The organism is Streptomyces sp. NPDC093097 (assembly GCF_044754325.1).
Lineage (GTDB): Bacteria > Actinomycetota > Actinomycetes > Streptomycetales > Streptomycetaceae > Streptomyces.
Genome location: NZ_JBIVOW010000018.1, coordinates 137,886 through 152,021, shown reverse-complemented (window position 1 = coordinate 152,021; position 14,136 = coordinate 137,886). Strand labels below are relative to the sequence as shown.

Here is a 14,136-nt window from a genome sequence, read left to right as displayed (position 1 = left end):
GGCACGGCAGATCGACAGGGAGGGGGCGCCGACTGCCGCTGCCCTCGATCGATGCCGACGGTGCCGCCTGGCGGCACGGTGTCGGCGCCGGTCAGAGGCCGTTGGTCAGGTTGCCCGCGACACCCGTGGCGTCGAGGCCGGTGGCCTGGTGGACCGTGCCGGTGGCGGTCTGGAGGGCGCCCGCGGCCGGGGAGACGGAACCGGCGGCGGCGGTGACGGCGTTCACGACCTCGCCGACGAGGCCACCGGAGACGTTGTCCAGGTCGGCGTCGGAGATTTCCTGGGTCTGAATCTGGGCGTTGTTCATGGGTTTTCCTTTCGGAGCAATATCAAGAAAAAACCGCGGACGGGCCGTTCGACGGCCGCCCCGGACGCGGCCACGGTAGTCCGGGGCCCGATATCGGGAAACCCCGGCGAGCGCCGCGGTGCGATGGATCAAAGCACGCGGGCGGCTTTCCCTGCTAATCGGATCAGCGGTGATCCGGACGCGATCACTCCATGGAATTACCGGAGGTGTACGCGCATCCATGACATGGGCCAGGCATCTTCACAACTCTCTCGGTTTCCTTTTCGCCGCACCGTCGTTGCGGCACACCCAGAAAAAGGGCAATACGGAACCCCGGCGCCGCCCACCTCGCCCGCGGCACCCCACAAAACCCCGGACCGTGGACCGGCTGCGCATTCGGTGTGCAGATTTCCTGAAGGCCGACCGACTTCACGCCCGGCCGGCACGCCACGACACCGAACACACCACCGCATGTTTCCCCGACCCGACCCCGATGCGCCACGACTTTTCCCGAACATGACGGCCTGCGACTTCCCTGACGGCAATGACCGGAATCATCACCACTATCGACCCGTCATTCCGATGGAAACCGATCGGCCACCCGGAGAACGGACATATTCGCATAACTGCGGTAGGGCCCACGCGACGCCCCCACCGCGGTGGCAGCCGGCCCCCGCCCGGTGCACGGTGGGGAGATGGATCCCGTGGCGGCGCTGGACCGGATCGCGTTCCTGCTGGAACGGCAGGGGGCGGTGACCTACCGCGTCCGGGCGTTCCGCACCGCGGCCTCGGTGATCGACCGACTGCCCGCGGACGACCTGCACGAGCGCGCCGCACACGGGACGTTGGGCCGCCTCGAAGGACTGGGCCCCAAGACCACCCGGGTCATCGAGGAGGCCCTGGCCGGACACCACCCCGCCTACCTCGCGCGGCTGGAGGACGAGGCCGGCGGCCCCCTGGTCGAGGACGGAGGGGGCCGGGCACTGCGACGGGCGCTGCGCGGGGACTGCCATCTGCATTCGGACTGGTCCGACGGCGGCAGCCCCGTCGAGACGATGGCCAGGACCGCCCGCGACCTCGGCCACGACTGGTGCGCGCTGACCGACCACTCCCCCCGGCTCACCGTGGCCCGCGGCCTGACCGCCGAACGCCTGCGGAGACAACTGGACATGGTCGCGGAGGTCAACGCGGAACTGGCACCGTTCCGCCTGCTGACCGGCATCGAATGCGACATCCTGGCCGACGGCTCCCTCGACCAGGAACCGGAGTTGCTGGACCGGCTCGACCTCGTGGTCGCCTCGGTCCACTCCGCACTCCGGATGGACAAGGCCCCGATGACCCGGCGGATGCTGGCCGCCGTACGCAACCCACTGGTCGACGTCCTCGGCCACTGCACCGGCCGGCAGCTCACCGGAAGGCTCCGCCCGGAATCGGCCTTCGACGCCGCGGAGGTCTTCGCGGCCTGCGCCGCACACCGCACCGCGGTCGAGATCAACTGCCGCCCGGACCGCCTGGACCCACCGCGCCGCCTGCTGCGCCAGGCACACGACGCCGGCGCCCTCTTCGCCGTCGACAGCGACGCCCACGCACCCGGCCAACTCGACTGGCAGATCTACGGCTGCGCCCGCGCCGAGGAGTGCGGCATCCCGGCCGGCCGGGTCATCACCACCTGGACCGCCCGCCAACTCACCACCTGGACACGGACCGGCCGCACCCCGCGCCGGGCCGACGCCTGACCGCACCGACAGCAGACAGCAGACAGCAGACAGCAGACAGCACGCCAACTCACCCCAGGGACCGTTCAGTTCCGCGAAAGCGGCCCCGCGCCCCGACCCGACGTCAGGCTCAGCCGACCGACGTCAGGATCAGACCGGCGGCCCCGGTGCCGTCACCGTGAACAGCCCGCCCTCCAGGTCCCGCACCATCGCCTGGCTGCCCTTCCCGTCCCAGGTCGCGGTCACCGGGGTGATGGTCCCGCCGGCCGCCACCGCCGCCTCGATCGCCCGCTCCACGTCGTCCACCCGGAAGTGCACATGCCACTGCGGCCGCACCCGCGGGTCCGGAGCGGACTCCACCGCACCGCCGCGCAGCGCCGCCACCACATGCGACCCGTCGTGCACGATCACCTGGTCGTGCTCGTACGTCACCCGGCACCCACCGGGCCGCTCCGACTCCCAGTCGAAGACCTGGGCGTAGAAGATGGCGGCGGCGAACGCGTCCCTGGTCCGCAGTTCCACGATCGCCGGCGCGTGGCCCGTACCGACCGACCAGGCCAGCGTCTGCCCCTCCCAGAAGCCGAAGGTGGCACCGTCCTGGTCCCCGGCGAGCGCGGCCCGGCCGGGGCCGAGCTTGAGCGGACCGACGGCGACCGTGGCCCCGCGCTCGCGGATCCGGCCGGCGGTGTCGTCGGCGTCCTCCACCGCGAAGTACGCCGTCCAGGCCACCGCCACCTGGAAACTCTGCGCCAGCGCGCCGAGCCCGGCGACCGGCTCCCCGTCGTGCAGCGCGACCGCGAACTCCTCGCCGAGATTGGCCGGTCGGAACCGCCAGCCGAGCACGGCTCCGTAGAAGTTCTCCGCGGCCCGCAGATCGCGGGTCATCAGGCTCACCCAGCAGGGCGCACCGCGCACCGGCGCGGTCGGGCGTGCGGACGGCATGGCATCTGCCTCCTGTGCTCGGGCCGGTCCGACAGGTGAACGGGGATCAGCCCGCCCGGGTCGGCAGGGATCGCGGCCGGGTCCTCGGCGCCCTCTCCCACTGTGCCAGCGACCGCCCGTCACCGCACCAAGGGGAGCTCCCGCCCTGCTCCGGGCGCGGGGCCGGTTGTGCCGGTGCTGACCGGGCTCGATGCTGGAGGTACGGAACCGGGCTGGGTTGATGCCATGAACGCATGGACGACGGCGACGAACGCCGACTTCCGTGGTCCCCTCGACGTCACCAGGGCGGCCACGGCGGTGCTCGATGCCCGGGGGCTGGTGATCGGTTGGAGCCCGGCGGCCCGGAAACTGCTCGGGTACCCACCGGAGGACATCGTCGGCCGGCCGGTCGACACGTTCCTCCCGGACGCGGACCGGCCCGCGGCGGACGGCCCGCGGACGGCCGGGGAGCCGGCCGCCATCGAGACGCGGACCGCCCTGCACGCCGACGGGCACCGGCTGCCGGTGGCCGTCACGAGGTGCCCGCTGGCCGACGCCCCGCCGGGTGCCGAAACCGCGCCCGCCCAGGTGCTCGTGGCGACCGCGCTGGGCGATCTGCAGGCGTGGGAGTCGCGGCAGGCGATGCTGCACGGGCTGGCCACGCAGTCGCCGGTGGGCCTGGCCCTCTACGACAGCACGCTCCGCCTGACGTGGTTCAACACCGCCTACGGGCGGGAGATCGGGCTGCCGCTGCGGCAGTTGATCGGCAAGCGGGCGGACGAGCTCTATCCGGGCATGTTCGTGACGGAGGGGTACCCCACGGGCCTGGACACGGTGATGCGCCAGGTGCTGGCGACCGGTGAGCCGTTCCTCGATCTGCACTTCGTCGGCGAACGGCCCACCGACCCGGGCATCGAGCACGTCTGGTCCTGCTCGTACTACCGGCTGCAGGCCCCGGACGGGCGGGTGCTGGGGGTCTGCGAGGACTCCTTCGACATCACCGACCGCTACCGGGCGCAGCGCCGGTTGAACCTCCTGGTGGAGGCCGGCCGGCGGATCGGCACCTCCCTGGACATGGTCGGCACCGCCCGCGAGGTCACCGAGGTCGCGGTACCGGACTTCGCGGCCTCGGTCACCGTCGACCTGCTCCGGTCGGTGCTGGCGGGCGCCGACGCCGAGCCGGGCGGGAGCGGGCTGCCCGACCTCGTCCGGGTCGCCGCACGCTCGTGGTACGACCCGCCGGACCGGCCGCCGCACCCGCCGTACCCGATCTCCTACGAGCGGGGCACGCCCCAGTACCGGAGCCTGTCCTCGGGCGGGATGATCCGCGTGGACCGGACGATGGTGAAACCGCTGCGGGCCGGCGGCGCCCTGATGGGGCTGGTCACCTTCGACCGCGGGGACGCCCCGGGGGTCTTCGACGGCGGCGAGATCGACCTGGCCGCCGAGCTGGTCGCCCGGGCCGCCGTCTCGATGGACAACGCCCGCCGGTTCACCCGCGAGCACGCCGCGGCCCTGACCCTCCAGCGCAACCTGCTCCCCCAGCACCTGCCCCCGCAGTCCGCGGTGGAGACGGCCCACCGGTATCTGCCCAGCGACGACCGGGCCGGAGTGGGCGGCGACTGGTTCGACGTGATCGGACTGTCCGGCACCCGGGTCGGGCTGGTGGTCGGGGACGTCGTCGGGCACGGCCTCCAGGCCGCGGCCACCATGGGGCGGCTCCGGACGACGGTACGGGCGCTGGCGCGACTGGACCTGGCGCCCGACGAACTGCTGAGCCGGCTGGACGACCTGGTGGGGCAGACCCCCGAGGAGCGCGCGGCCGGCGCCGTCGCCGCGCCCGGCCCGGACGATATGACCGCCGGGGTGACCTGCCTGTACGCGGTGTACGACCCGGTGTCGCGGCACTGCACGATGGCCCGGGCCGGGCATCCGCCGCCGGCGATCGTGGACCTCGCGGGCGAGGTGACCTTCCCCGACCTGCCGGCCGGCCCGCCCCTGGGGCTGGGCGGCCTGCCGTTCGAGTCCTGGGAGACCGAGCTGCCCGCGGGCAGCCTGCTGGCCCTGTTCACCGACGGGCTGGTCCAGGATCGCGACCGGGACGTCGAGGCCGGGCTGGCGACCCTGGGCGAGGTCCTGCGGGAGCACCGGCGGCCACTGGAGGAGCTGTGCGACCGGGCGCTGGACGCCCTGCTGCCGCAGGGCGCGGCACCCGACGACGCGGCGCTGCTGCTGGTGCGGACCCGGGAGCTGGACGCCCGGCAGGTGGCCGCCTGGGAGCTGCCCGCCGAGCCGGCCGCGGTGGCCACCGCCCGCGAGCTGGCCACCCGGCAGCTCGCCGAGTGGGGCCTGGCGGAGCTGTCCTACGCGACCGAGCTGGTGGTCAGCGAGCTGGTCACCAACGCCGTGCGGCACGCCTCGGGACCGGTGCACCTGCGGCTGCTGCGGGATCTGGCACTGGTCACGGAGGTCTCCGACACCGCCCACACCTCCCCGCACCTGCGGCACAGCACCTACGAGGACGAGGGCGGGCGGGGACTGTTCATCGTCGCGCAGCTGGTGCAGCGCTGGGGGACGCGCTACACGCCGTACGGCAAGACGATCTGGGCGGAGCAGGCGTTTCCGCCGCACTATCCGGGGGCGCCGCGGCCGGTGAGCTGAAACGGGCGGCCCCGCGTACGCCGTGCGGGTCTACGGGGCCGGTCCCATGATGGAACCAGCGAGGTCCCGGCACTCGGCGGGCGCGGACAGAGGAGGACCTGTGACGACCAATGGCAGTAAGAGCCCGGCCGCGCGGCGGCCGGAGGAGCTGTACACCGGTAGCGAGCGGCCCTTCGACGCGGAGGACCTGGTCCGAGCGTCCGGGCGGGAGCCCACCCCGCAGAGCCTGGAATGGGCCCAGCGCCTGATCGAGGAGAAGGGGCGGGCCGCCCTCGAACGCTACCTGCCCTAGCGGCGGCCTCCGGCACACACCAGTCCGGCCCGGGTGCGGCGGCTCCCGGGCCGCGACGTACGGTGCGCGGCCCCACCCGCTACCCTCTGCGCGCGTGACGATCGACCGGATAGATCCGCCCCGGCGTGCCGGTGAGCGGGAGATGCTGCGCTCCTCTCTCGACTTCCACCGCGCCACCCTCGCCATGAAGGTCCAGGGCCTGACCGACGCGCAGTTGCGGCAGCGCGCCACGCCACCGTCGACGCTCTCCCTGCTCGGCCTGGTCCGGCACATGGCCGAGGTGGAACGCACCTGGTTCCGCCGGACGCTCGCCGGCGAGGACGTTCCCCTGGTCTGGTCCGAAACCCTCGACTTCCAGGCCGCGTTCGACGTCTCCACCGCAAGCGGCGCCTCGGCCTTCGACGCCTGGCAAGCGGAGGTGGCGCACTCCCGGCGCATCGAGTAGGCGGCCGCTTCCCTCGACGTCACCGTCTACCAGCCGCGTTGGGACGAGGACGTCTCGCTCCGCCTGATCATGCTGCACATGATCCACGAGTACGCCCGCCACAACGACCACGCCGACCTGCTCCGCGAGGGCGTCGACGGCTCCGTCGGCGCCTGAGGGCACCCCGCCCGCCTGTCCAACGGCCGCTGTCCGCACGGGACTTGTCACCCGTCGGAGCAGCGGCCGCCAACGACAAGAGGTCCCCTTCCCACTCGGGAAGGGGACCTCGTCCGGAGCGCCCGGCAGGCCTTGCACCTGCATTTCCCACCGGTTGGTGGACGTCTTTCCTTGGACCACAGACGCGCGACTCCCGCCCGCAGGACCGGAGTTCGTCATTGATCATACAGGAACGCGGGACCCTCCCGACGCCGCGGACCGGGACCGCCCCAACTGGCCCTCGTCCGGGCCCGCACGGCAGACTTCCAGCCGATCATGACGGAAAGTCCCCCTGTACGGCGTCCCGTGACGGGCCGGCCCGAACGGGGTGCGATCGTGTCATGTCGACATGTGGCAGGCCGCCGGGGCCTGTGGTGACGAGGAGGAACAGGCATGGCTGCGCCAACCGAACGGCCCGACGGACGGGGCGGAGTGGGCGGCCCGCTGCCGGACGACACCCTGCCGCTGCGCCTGCCCACCCCGCTCGCCCCCGCGCCCGTACCGCCCGGCGGCGAGCAGCACCCCTCCCCGCCCCCCGCGGAGACCGAACCGGAACCGAAGGGCAGCGCCTCCCGGGTGGGCAGATCCAGCGCCCTGATGGCGGCCGGCACCATGGTGTCCCGGATCACGGGGTTTCTGCGCACCCTCGTCATGGCGGCCGCGATCGGCGTCGGCACGCTCAACGACTCCTACCAGGTCGCCAACACCCTGCCCACGATGATCTTCATGCTGGTCAGCGGCGGAGCGCTGAACGCCGTGTTCGTGCCCCAGTTGGTGCGCGCCATGAAGAACGACGAGGACGGCGGCGAGGCGTACGCCAACCGGCTGCTCACCCTGGTCGCCGTGCTCCTGGCCGGCGCCACCACGGTCTGCGTCCTGGCCGCTCCGCTGCTGGTGCGCATGATGTCGCCGGACATCGCCGACGATCCCGCACGCATGGCCCTGACCGTCACCTTCGCCCGGTACTGCCTGCCGGTCATGTTCTTCATGGGCGTCCATGTCGTGCTGGGGCAGATCCTCAACGCCCGCAGCCGGTTCGGCGCGATGATGTGGACCCCCGTCCTCAACAACGTCGTCACCATCGCCACCTTCGCCGCCTTCATCTGGGCCTTCGGCGGCTTCACCGACTCCGGCGTCAGCGCGAGGACCATCACCCCCGAAGGGATCCGGCTGCTCGGCCTGGGCACCTTTCTCGGCCTGACCGTCCAGGCACTGGCGATGCTGCCGTACCTGCGCGACGCCGGCGTCCGGCTCCGCCCGCGCTTCGACTTCCGCGGACACGGCCTGGGCAAGGCCGCCAAACTCGCCAAGTGGACGCTGCTGTTCGTGCTCGCCAACCAGGCCGGCCTGACCGTCGTCACCCAGCTCGCCACCAAGGCGGGCGCCGCCGCCGAACGGTCCGGCCACACCGGCGCCGGCATCACCGCCTACAACTTCGCCCTCCAGATATGGCAGATGCCGCAGGCCATCATCACCGTCTCGGTGATGACCGCCGTGCTGCCCCGCATCGCCCGCGCGGCCCACGAGAACGACAACGCCGCCGTCCGCGACGACCTCTCCTACGGCCTGCGGACCTCCGCGGTCGCCATCGTGCCCTGCGCCTTCGCCTTCCTGGCCCTGGGCGTGCCGATGGCCGGCCTGCTCTACGCCGGCTCCGGCGCCGAGGGCGCACGGGGCATCGGCCATGCGCTGATGGCCTTCGGCCTGGGCCTGATCCCCTTCTCCGCGCAGTACGTCGTCCTGCGCGGCTTCTACGCCTACGAGGACACCCGCACGCCCTTCTACAACACCGTCGTCGTCGCCTTCGTCAACGCCGCCGCCTCCGGGGTGTGTTTCGCCCTCCTCCCCGCGCAGTGGGCGGTCACCGGCATGGCCGCCTCCTACGGGCTGGGCTTCGCCGTCGGCATCGCCGTCGCCTGGCGCCGGCTGCGCAAGCGCCTGGGCGGCGATCTCGACGGCCGCCGCATCCTGCGCACCTACCTCAGGCTGGGCGCCGCCGCCGCACCGGCCGCGCTCGCCGCCGGCGTGCTGGCCACCGCGCTGCTCCGCATGCTGGGCAGCGGCGCCCTGCCGTCCCTGGCCGCGCTGCTCGCCGGCACCGTCGTCCTGTTCGGCGTCTTCCTCCTCCTCGCCCGCCTCTTCCGGATCCCCGAACTCGACGCCATGCTCGGGATGGTCCGCGGCCGCCTGGGCCGCTGAACTCCCCGGGTCCGGGCCGCTTCCGGGCCCGGGCCCGGGCCCCGGACCGGCCGCACGCCGCGCCCTCGCGCGGGCCCCAACCGCCGCCCCCTCAGGCCGACTTCGCCACGGCCGCACCGCCCGTCCGGCGGTGCGCTCAGGCGTCGGCCTTGATCTTCTTCATCGTCAGATGGGATTCCACCCGCAGGACGCCGCGCAGGCCCGTGAGCTTGCGGGTGAGGAACGCCTCGTAGGCGGCGTGATCGGCGACCGCGACGCGCAGGAAGTAGTCCGGGCGACCGAAGAAGCGCCGCAGTTCGACGACTTCCTCATAGGACGCCACCGTGTCCTCGAACTCCTCGACCGTCTTGCGGTCGGTCGCATACACCTCGACGTCCACCAGGACCTCCAGGCCGCGGCCGACCGTCGCGGGGTCGATCACGGCCCGGTAGCCGGCGATGACCCCGGCGTCCTCCAGGCGCTTGACCCGCCGCAGGCAGGGCGGCGGAGTCAGACCGACCCGCTTGGCCAGCTCGACGTTGGTCAGCCGCCCGTCCTGCCGCAGCAGAAACAAAATTTCGCGATCGATGGCATCCAGGTCGATTCCATTACCCATAGGGCGATCATAGGGGCACGATCAGCAACCAAATAAGATCGAATTCGACCTAAAATTGCGACATGGCAATACCCCCGGCCACCGTCGACGGTCCCCTCCGGACCGCCCCTCCCCCCGTCCCCACCTCCCCGGTCCGGACACCCTCCCCCTTCCGGGCCGCCGCCCGGGACTCCACCTCCGTGGGCCTGGCGCTCGTCCCGCTCGGCCTCGCCTTCGGCGTCCTCGTCACCCACTCCGGCCTCGCCTGGTGGTGGGCCGCGGCCTTCACCACCTTCATCTACGCCGGATCGTTCGAGTTCCTGCTCATCGGCCTGGTCACCACCGTCGCCCCGCTGGCGACGGTCGCCCTGACCGCCTTCCTGGTCAACATCCGGCACGTCTTCTACACGCTGTCCTTCCCCCTGCACCGCGTAGAGGGCCGGCTCGCCAAGACGTACAGCACCTTCGCCCTCACCGACGAGACCTACGCCCTGACCACCGGCGAACAGGCCCGCTCCTGGCCCGGCGCCCGCATCCTCTGGCTCCAGTTCCTCCTCCACCTGTACTGGGCGGGCGGCGCCACGGCCGGAGCCCTGCTGGGCTCCCTCATCCCCGACGAGGTGCGCGGCCTGGACTTCTCCCTGACCGCGCTGTTCACGGTGCTGGCCCTCGACGCCCTGCGCGACCGGCGCGGCGACCTGGCCACACCCGGCCTCGCGCTCCTCAGCGCCCTGGTCGCCCGCGTCACCTTCCCCGGCCAGCTGCTCCCGGTCGCCTTCGCCCTGTTCACCGCCGGGCTCCTGGTCCGGCACGCCCTCGCCGGCAGGAAGCCCGCCCATGCCTGACACCCGCTATCTGATCGCCGCGGTCGCCGTCTCCGCCGCGATCACCTGGGGCCTGCGCGCCCTGCCCTTCGCCGCCCTCGCCCCGCTGCGCGCGAGCAGGACCGTCCAGTACCTCAGCAGCCGCATGCCGGCCGGCGTCATGCTGATCCTGGTCGTCTACTGCCTGCGCGACCTGCCGCTGGCCCAACCGCGCGCACTCGCCCCGCTGGTGGCCCTGGCCGTCACCATCGGCCTGCACCTGTGGCGCCGCAACGCCCTGCTGAGCATCCTCGCCGGCACCGCCGTCCACGTGATCCTGGCCAGTACGGTCTTCGCGCCCTGAAGTCGCCCGCACCGCCCACCGGTTCGGGCCGCCGGCGCCCCACCGCCGACGGCCCGAACCGGGCGGCCCCCGACAGCCCGTGGCCCCATACGGAAAGAAGGCCCCTCCCCCGTCACCGTACGAGGAAGGGACCTTCTCAAGAGCGCCCGGCAGGCCTTGCACCTGCATTTCCCACCGGTTGGTGGACGTCTTTCCTTGGACCACAGACGCGCGACTCCCGCCCGCAGGACCGGAGTTCGTCAATGATCATACACCTCGGCCGCCCTCGTCACCGACGAAGGTGACCGTCTCCGCGAGCGGAGCCCGGTCGGTGCGGACCGACGCCGCACCGAGGTCCTCGAAACCGATCGACAGCCCGCAGAACAGGACCAGCCCGTCCGCAGGCGAGACGATCTCGGCGACCGTCCTGCGGTACATCGACCAGGCCACCTGCGGGCAGCTGTGCAGCCCCTCGGCGCGGAGCAGCAGCATCACGGTCTGGAGGTACATGCCGAGGTCGGCCCACTGGGTCGGGCCCATGGCGCGGTCGAGGTAGCAGAACAGCGCGGCGGGGGCACCGAAGCACTCCCAGTTCCTGGCCACGGCCCGCCGGCGCGCCTCGGCGTCCTCCCGTGCGATGCCGAACGCCGCGTACCGCTGCTCGGCTGCCGCGAACCGGCGCTCCCGGTACGGCGACCTCAGCTCGGCGGGGTACATCTCGTACTCCCGCTCATCGCCGGGATCGCCCGCGGCGACGCGCTCGGCGGTGCGCTTCTTCAGCTCGGCCAGCGGCGCCCCCGTCACCACATAGCTGTGCCAGGGCTGGAGGTTGGCGCCGGAGGGCGACCGGCCCGCCGCCGTCAGCACCCGCGTCAGCACCTGCCGCGGCACGGGCTCGCCGGTGAAGCCGCGCACCGCTCGCCGACTCCGCACCGCCTCGTAGACGTCCACGTCCAACTCCCCTCCATAGAGCCTCACTTCACCATGTGACGCGTGAGGCGCCGCGGTGCTCACCGTATGACGGGCGAGGAGACGGAGGGAAACGGTTTCGCCCGCGGGGCGCATGTGCCGGGCGGCGCCGCCCCCTCCGGCGGCGAGACCCGAGCGACGGGCCGGGACCGGCCCAACGGCCGTACGGATGCGGCCCATTGACCGGCACGGGCACCGGGCGCACCTCACGACACCCCACACCCAAAAACTTGCCGATCCGGCATCTTTTCCTCTCCGGCATGTTTTGCTACGGTCGTCGTCATGAGCCAGGGAGCCGAGGACCGCATCGGACTGCGGGAGCGCAAGAAGCGCGCGACACGGGTCGCGCTGAGTCAGGCCACCATCCGGCTGTGCATCGAGCACGGGTGGGGCAAGGTGACGGTGGAGGACATCGCCACCGCGGCCGACGTGTCCGTCCGCACGTTCCGCAACTACTTCTCCAGCAAGGCCGAGGCCATCGCCGCCGGCCACCTGGAGCGCATGCTGCGGATCGCCGACGAACTCCGCGCCCGGCCGGCCGCCGAGCCCCTGTGGGACTCCCTCACCCACGCCGTACTGGCCCAGTTCGCCCCGGCGGACGCACCGGATCGCCAGGCGGCGCACGACCGGCGGTGGAGCGAGGGACTGCGGCTGATGCTGGCCGAACCCGCGCTCCAGGGCGAGGTCGTCAAGGCGAACGCGGCCGCACAAGACGCGTTGGCCGAGGCGGTCGCCGCGCGCACCGGCACCGATGCGGCGCACGACGTGTATCCGAAGCTGGTCGCCGCGGTGGTCAGCGCGGGCAGCGCGGTGGCGGTGGAGCACTGCCTGAAGGCGGAGTCCCCCAGCCCCCTCGCCCCGGTACTGACCGAGGTGTTCGAGCGGCTCGCCGCCGGGCTCCCCGTCCCGTAACCCTCGCGGACACATCCGCCCAACCCATCGAATCCACCCGCGTGTCAAGATGTCACGGCGCTGCGCGAGCTGTTCACCGAACTCCTCGGCCACCGGGACACCGTCCAGCACCTGGCCGAGCTCACCGCCGGCAGCGACGTCCGCTACGACATGGGCCTCCCCCGGTCCCACCCGGCGGTCGGCGCCTTCGCCCCCGAACTGACCCTGCACACTGCCACCGGGACGGTCCGGCTGGCCGAACTCGCCAGGACCGCACGGCCGCTGCTGATCGACCTGACCGAAGACGCCGCGGCCGCCGAGGCGTTGGCGGACCGGCCCGACCGGATCGACATCGTCACCGCCCGCCCCGGGCCCGATACGGACTCCACCGCCACCGCGCTGCTGCTCCGCCCGGACTCCTACGTCGCGTGGGCAACGGACGCTCCCCGCCCGGACGCCGCCGCACTCGACGACCTCCAGGCGGCCGCCCGACGCTGGTTCGGCTCCACACGCCCCAGAAGCACTCCAGAGTGATATCAAGGGCAGAGGTTGCCAGTATCATCCAAAAGCGGTAATAGCCCTAGACCATCCCACCGCATATGATCTGCGGCATGGCGACCGCATGCGTCCCAGACGCCACCGCCGAGGTCAATCGCGCGATACGCGAATTCATGGCCGCCCGTACCGGTCGGCCGCTCTGGCCCGAGGAACAGGAACAGTACGAGCAACTGCTCACCGCCTGGACGGAGTCCGTGCGCGCACGGCCCTGCTCGATCTGATGGTCGAGGCTCCGCCCCTGGACGGCAGCGCTGGGAGGCGGTCCACCACGCCACACCTCATACGTCTGACCCGTCCCGCCGGCCAACACATCAGCGCCGCCCCGACCACCACGCCCCCGAGGAGGGGTGGTCAGGGCGGCGCTCGGACGTCTGGGCCGCGGCGGGCCGGTCAGCCCAGTTCGAGGCTGGTGACGCCGAAGGTGTGCGCGGCCGCGACGGGCGGGACCGGGCCGGTGTACATGCGGACGGTGTGCGAGCCGACCGTCAGTCCGCGGCCGGTGGCCAGGGCGTGCGCGGAGGTGTGGGGTTCGGGGACGTCGAGGGTGACCTCCTCGGCCGGGCCGAGGTGGGCGGTGAGGGCGTCGAAGAGGGCTTCGGCGGATTGCGGGGTGTCGGCGAAGAGCGGGCCGATGCGGTGGCCGGAGTGGCCCGGCCGGAGCACGCCGTATCCGACGACCTCGCCGTCGCGGAGGTGGACCCGGGCGGTGTGACCGGGGGCGGTCAGCCACCGGGTGACGAAGTCCCGGCGATCGGCGGGGAAGCAGCGGCGGTCGTACGCGGCGATCGCGTCGTGGTGGGCGGCGGTCACCGGGTGGGTGTCCGGGGAGGGCGCGGCACCGGGGGTGGGGCGGCCGGTGTAGCGGAGGGTGTCGTGGGCGGGGGTGAAGCCCGCCCGTCGGTAGGTGGCCTGTTGGGCGGGGACCGCGTCCAGGCCGACGGTCCGGGCCCCGGCGTGCGGGAAGGCGGCCCGCCAGGTGGCCAGGCCCAGGCCCTGGCCGCGCAGTTCCGGGGCGACGAGGTAGTAGCCCAGGAAGGCGTAGTCGTCGGAGTAGTTGACGATCGAGAGCGAGGAGACGGTGCGGTCACCGCGGCGGCCGAGGAAGAAGCCGCCGGGGTCGGTGGGGTGGAAGCGGGTGATGTCGCCGTTGCCGGGGTTCCAGCCCTCGTCGGCGGTCCAGCCGACGACCTCGTGCCAGAGGTCCAACGGGCCGGCCGTGACGGCGAGTTCGCCGTCGGGCGCGGTCGCGGTCGCGACGGTGCGGGTGGTCGGTCGCATCGGGGG

The 14,136-nt window shown here is 72.6% G+C and carries 14 protein-coding genes and 1 pseudogene; 10 read left to right on the top strand and 5 right to left on the bottom strand.

The annotated features are described in order from the left end of the window. Positions 1–91 precede the first annotated feature (91 nt). Entirely contained in the window at positions 92–307 is a 216-nt protein-coding gene (locus ACIQE0_RS27545; protein ID WP_402337100.1) for a type A2 lantipeptide, read from the bottom strand. Positions 308–981: 674 nt separating this feature from the next. Between ACIQE0_RS27545 and ACIQE0_RS27540 the strand changes: the two genes are divergently transcribed. After that, positions 982–2,022 carry a PHP domain-containing protein gene (locus ACIQE0_RS27540; RefSeq protein ID WP_402337097.1) on the top strand — a complete coding sequence of 347 codons (1,041 nt, stop codon included), beginning with the start codon at positions 982–984 and terminating at the stop codon, positions 2,020–2,022. A gap of 129 nt (positions 2,023–2,151) precedes the next feature. On the opposite strand, the gene ACIQE0_RS27535 is transcribed toward ACIQE0_RS27540, so the two are convergent. After that, positions 2,152–2,943, bottom strand: a complete 792-nt coding sequence (locus tag ACIQE0_RS27535; protein ID WP_402337095.1) for a VOC family protein — start codon at positions 2,941–2,943, stop codon at positions 2,152–2,154. A 225-nt stretch (positions 2,944–3,168) separates the two neighbouring features. Between ACIQE0_RS27535 and ACIQE0_RS27530 the strand changes: the two genes are divergently transcribed. The 4 genes and pseudogenes from ACIQE0_RS27530 to murJ all read left to right on the top strand — a co-directional run bounded on the left by ACIQE0_RS27530 (position 3,169) and on the right by murJ (position 8,714). Then, positions 3,169–5,583 carry a SpoIIE family protein phosphatase gene (locus ACIQE0_RS27530; RefSeq protein WP_402337092.1) on the top strand — a complete coding sequence of 805 codons (2,415 nt, stop codon included), beginning with the start codon at positions 3,169–3,171 and terminating at the stop codon, positions 5,581–5,583. Between the two features lie 100 nt (positions 5,584–5,683). After that, a complete protein-coding gene (locus ACIQE0_RS27525) occupies positions 5,684–5,875 on the top strand; it encodes a hypothetical protein (RefSeq protein WP_366330580.1) in 192 nt (63 codons plus the stop codon). A 142-nt stretch (positions 5,876–6,017) separates the two neighbouring features. Further along, positions 6,018–6,476: pseudogene (locus ACIQE0_RS27520) on the top strand (DinB family protein). A 432-nt stretch (positions 6,477–6,908) separates the two neighbouring features. Further along, positions 6,909–8,714, top strand: coding sequence for a murein biosynthesis integral membrane protein MurJ (murJ, locus tag ACIQE0_RS27515; RefSeq protein ID WP_402337088.1), 1,806 nt, complete (start codon positions 6,909–6,911; stop codon positions 8,712–8,714). A 136-nt stretch (positions 8,715–8,850) separates the two neighbouring features. Here murJ and ACIQE0_RS27510 read toward each other — a convergent pair whose 3' ends face one another. Next, complete coding sequence (locus ACIQE0_RS27510) at positions 8,851–9,309, bottom strand: Lrp/AsnC family transcriptional regulator (protein ID WP_402337085.1); 459 nt, start codon at positions 9,307–9,309, stop codon at positions 8,851–8,853. Between the two features lie 179 nt (positions 9,310–9,488). On the opposite strand from ACIQE0_RS27510, the gene ACIQE0_RS27505 reads away from it, so the two are divergent. Next, positions 9,489–10,133, top strand: coding sequence for an AzlC family ABC transporter permease (locus ACIQE0_RS27505; protein ID WP_402337220.1), 645 nt, complete (start codon positions 9,489–9,491; stop codon positions 10,131–10,133). After that, positions 10,126–10,455 carry a branched-chain amino acid transporter permease gene (locus tag ACIQE0_RS27500; RefSeq protein WP_402337082.1) on the top strand — a complete coding sequence of 110 codons (330 nt, stop codon included), beginning with the start codon at positions 10,126–10,128 and terminating at the stop codon, positions 10,453–10,455. The genes ACIQE0_RS27505 and ACIQE0_RS27500 overlap by 8 nt, the downstream gene beginning before the upstream one ends. 246 nt (positions 10,456–10,701) lie before the next feature. Here ACIQE0_RS27500 and ACIQE0_RS27495 read toward each other — a convergent pair whose 3' ends face one another. Next, positions 10,702–11,385: a nitroreductase gene (locus ACIQE0_RS27495; RefSeq protein WP_402337217.1), complete on the bottom strand. Its 684-nt coding sequence runs from the start codon at positions 11,383–11,385 to the stop codon at positions 10,702–10,704. Positions 11,386–11,685: 300 nt separating this feature from the next. Here ACIQE0_RS27495 and ACIQE0_RS27490 point away from each other — a divergent pair, with 300 nt between their 5' ends. The 3 genes from ACIQE0_RS27490 to ACIQE0_RS27480 all read left to right on the top strand — a co-directional run bounded on the left by ACIQE0_RS27490 (position 11,686) and on the right by ACIQE0_RS27480 (position 13,073). Next, entirely contained in the window at positions 11,686–12,315 is a 630-nt protein-coding gene (locus ACIQE0_RS27490) for a TetR family transcriptional regulator (RefSeq protein ID WP_384091403.1), read from the top strand. Positions 12,316–12,465: 150 nt separating this feature from the next. Beyond that, entirely contained in the window at positions 12,466–12,828 is a 363-nt protein-coding gene (locus ACIQE0_RS27485; protein ID WP_402337079.1) for a hypothetical protein, read from the top strand. Between the two features lie 77 nt (positions 12,829–12,905). Beyond that, a complete protein-coding gene (locus ACIQE0_RS27480; RefSeq protein ID WP_366330586.1) occupies positions 12,906–13,073 on the top strand; it encodes a hypothetical protein in 168 nt (55 codons plus the stop codon). Between the two features lie 169 nt (positions 13,074–13,242). Here the strand turns inward: ACIQE0_RS27480 and ACIQE0_RS27475 are convergent, their stop codons facing one another. Further along, complete coding sequence (locus ACIQE0_RS27475) at positions 13,243–14,130, bottom strand: GNAT family N-acetyltransferase (RefSeq protein WP_402337076.1); 888 nt, start codon at positions 14,128–14,130, stop codon at positions 13,243–13,245. Positions 14,131–14,136: the final 6 nt, after the last annotated feature.

Excerpts from the sequence above, each read along its gene's own strand:
- ACIQE0_RS27500 (WP_402337082.1), top strand. The coding sequence starts at position 10,126 with ATGCCTGACACCCGCTATCTGATCGCCGCGGTCGCCGTCTCCGCCGCG.
- ACIQE0_RS27510 (WP_402337085.1), bottom strand. The coding sequence starts at position 9,309 with ATGGGTAATGGAATCGACCTGGATGCCATCGATCGCGAAATTTTGTTT.
- ACIQE0_RS27535 (WP_402337095.1), bottom strand. The coding sequence starts at position 2,943 with ATGCCGTCCGCACGCCCGACCGCGCCGGTGCGCGGTGCGCCCTGCTGG.
- ACIQE0_RS27530 (WP_402337092.1), top strand. The coding sequence starts at position 3,169 with ATGAACGCATGGACGACGGCGACGAACGCCGACTTCCGTGGTCCCCTC.
- ACIQE0_RS27540 (WP_402337097.1), top strand. The coding sequence starts at position 982 with ATGGATCCCGTGGCGGCGCTGGACCGGATCGCGTTCCTGCTGGAACGG.
- murJ (WP_402337088.1), top strand. The coding sequence starts at position 6,909 with ATGGCTGCGCCAACCGAACGGCCCGACGGACGGGGCGGAGTGGGCGGC.
- ACIQE0_RS27545 (WP_402337100.1), bottom strand. The coding sequence starts at position 307 with ATGAACAACGCCCAGATTCAGACCCAGGAAATCTCCGACGCCGACCTG.
- ACIQE0_RS27480 (WP_366330586.1), top strand. The coding sequence starts at position 12,906 with ATGGCGACCGCATGCGTCCCAGACGCCACCGCCGAGGTCAATCGCGCG.
- ACIQE0_RS27485 (WP_402337079.1), top strand. The coding sequence starts at position 12,466 with ATGGGCCTCCCCCGGTCCCACCCGGCGGTCGGCGCCTTCGCCCCCGAA.
- ACIQE0_RS27490 (WP_384091403.1), top strand. The coding sequence starts at position 11,686 with ATGAGCCAGGGAGCCGAGGACCGCATCGGACTGCGGGAGCGCAAGAAG.
- ACIQE0_RS27475 (WP_402337076.1), bottom strand. The coding sequence starts at position 14,130 with ATGCGACCGACCACCCGCACCGTCGCGACCGCGACCGCGCCCGACGGC.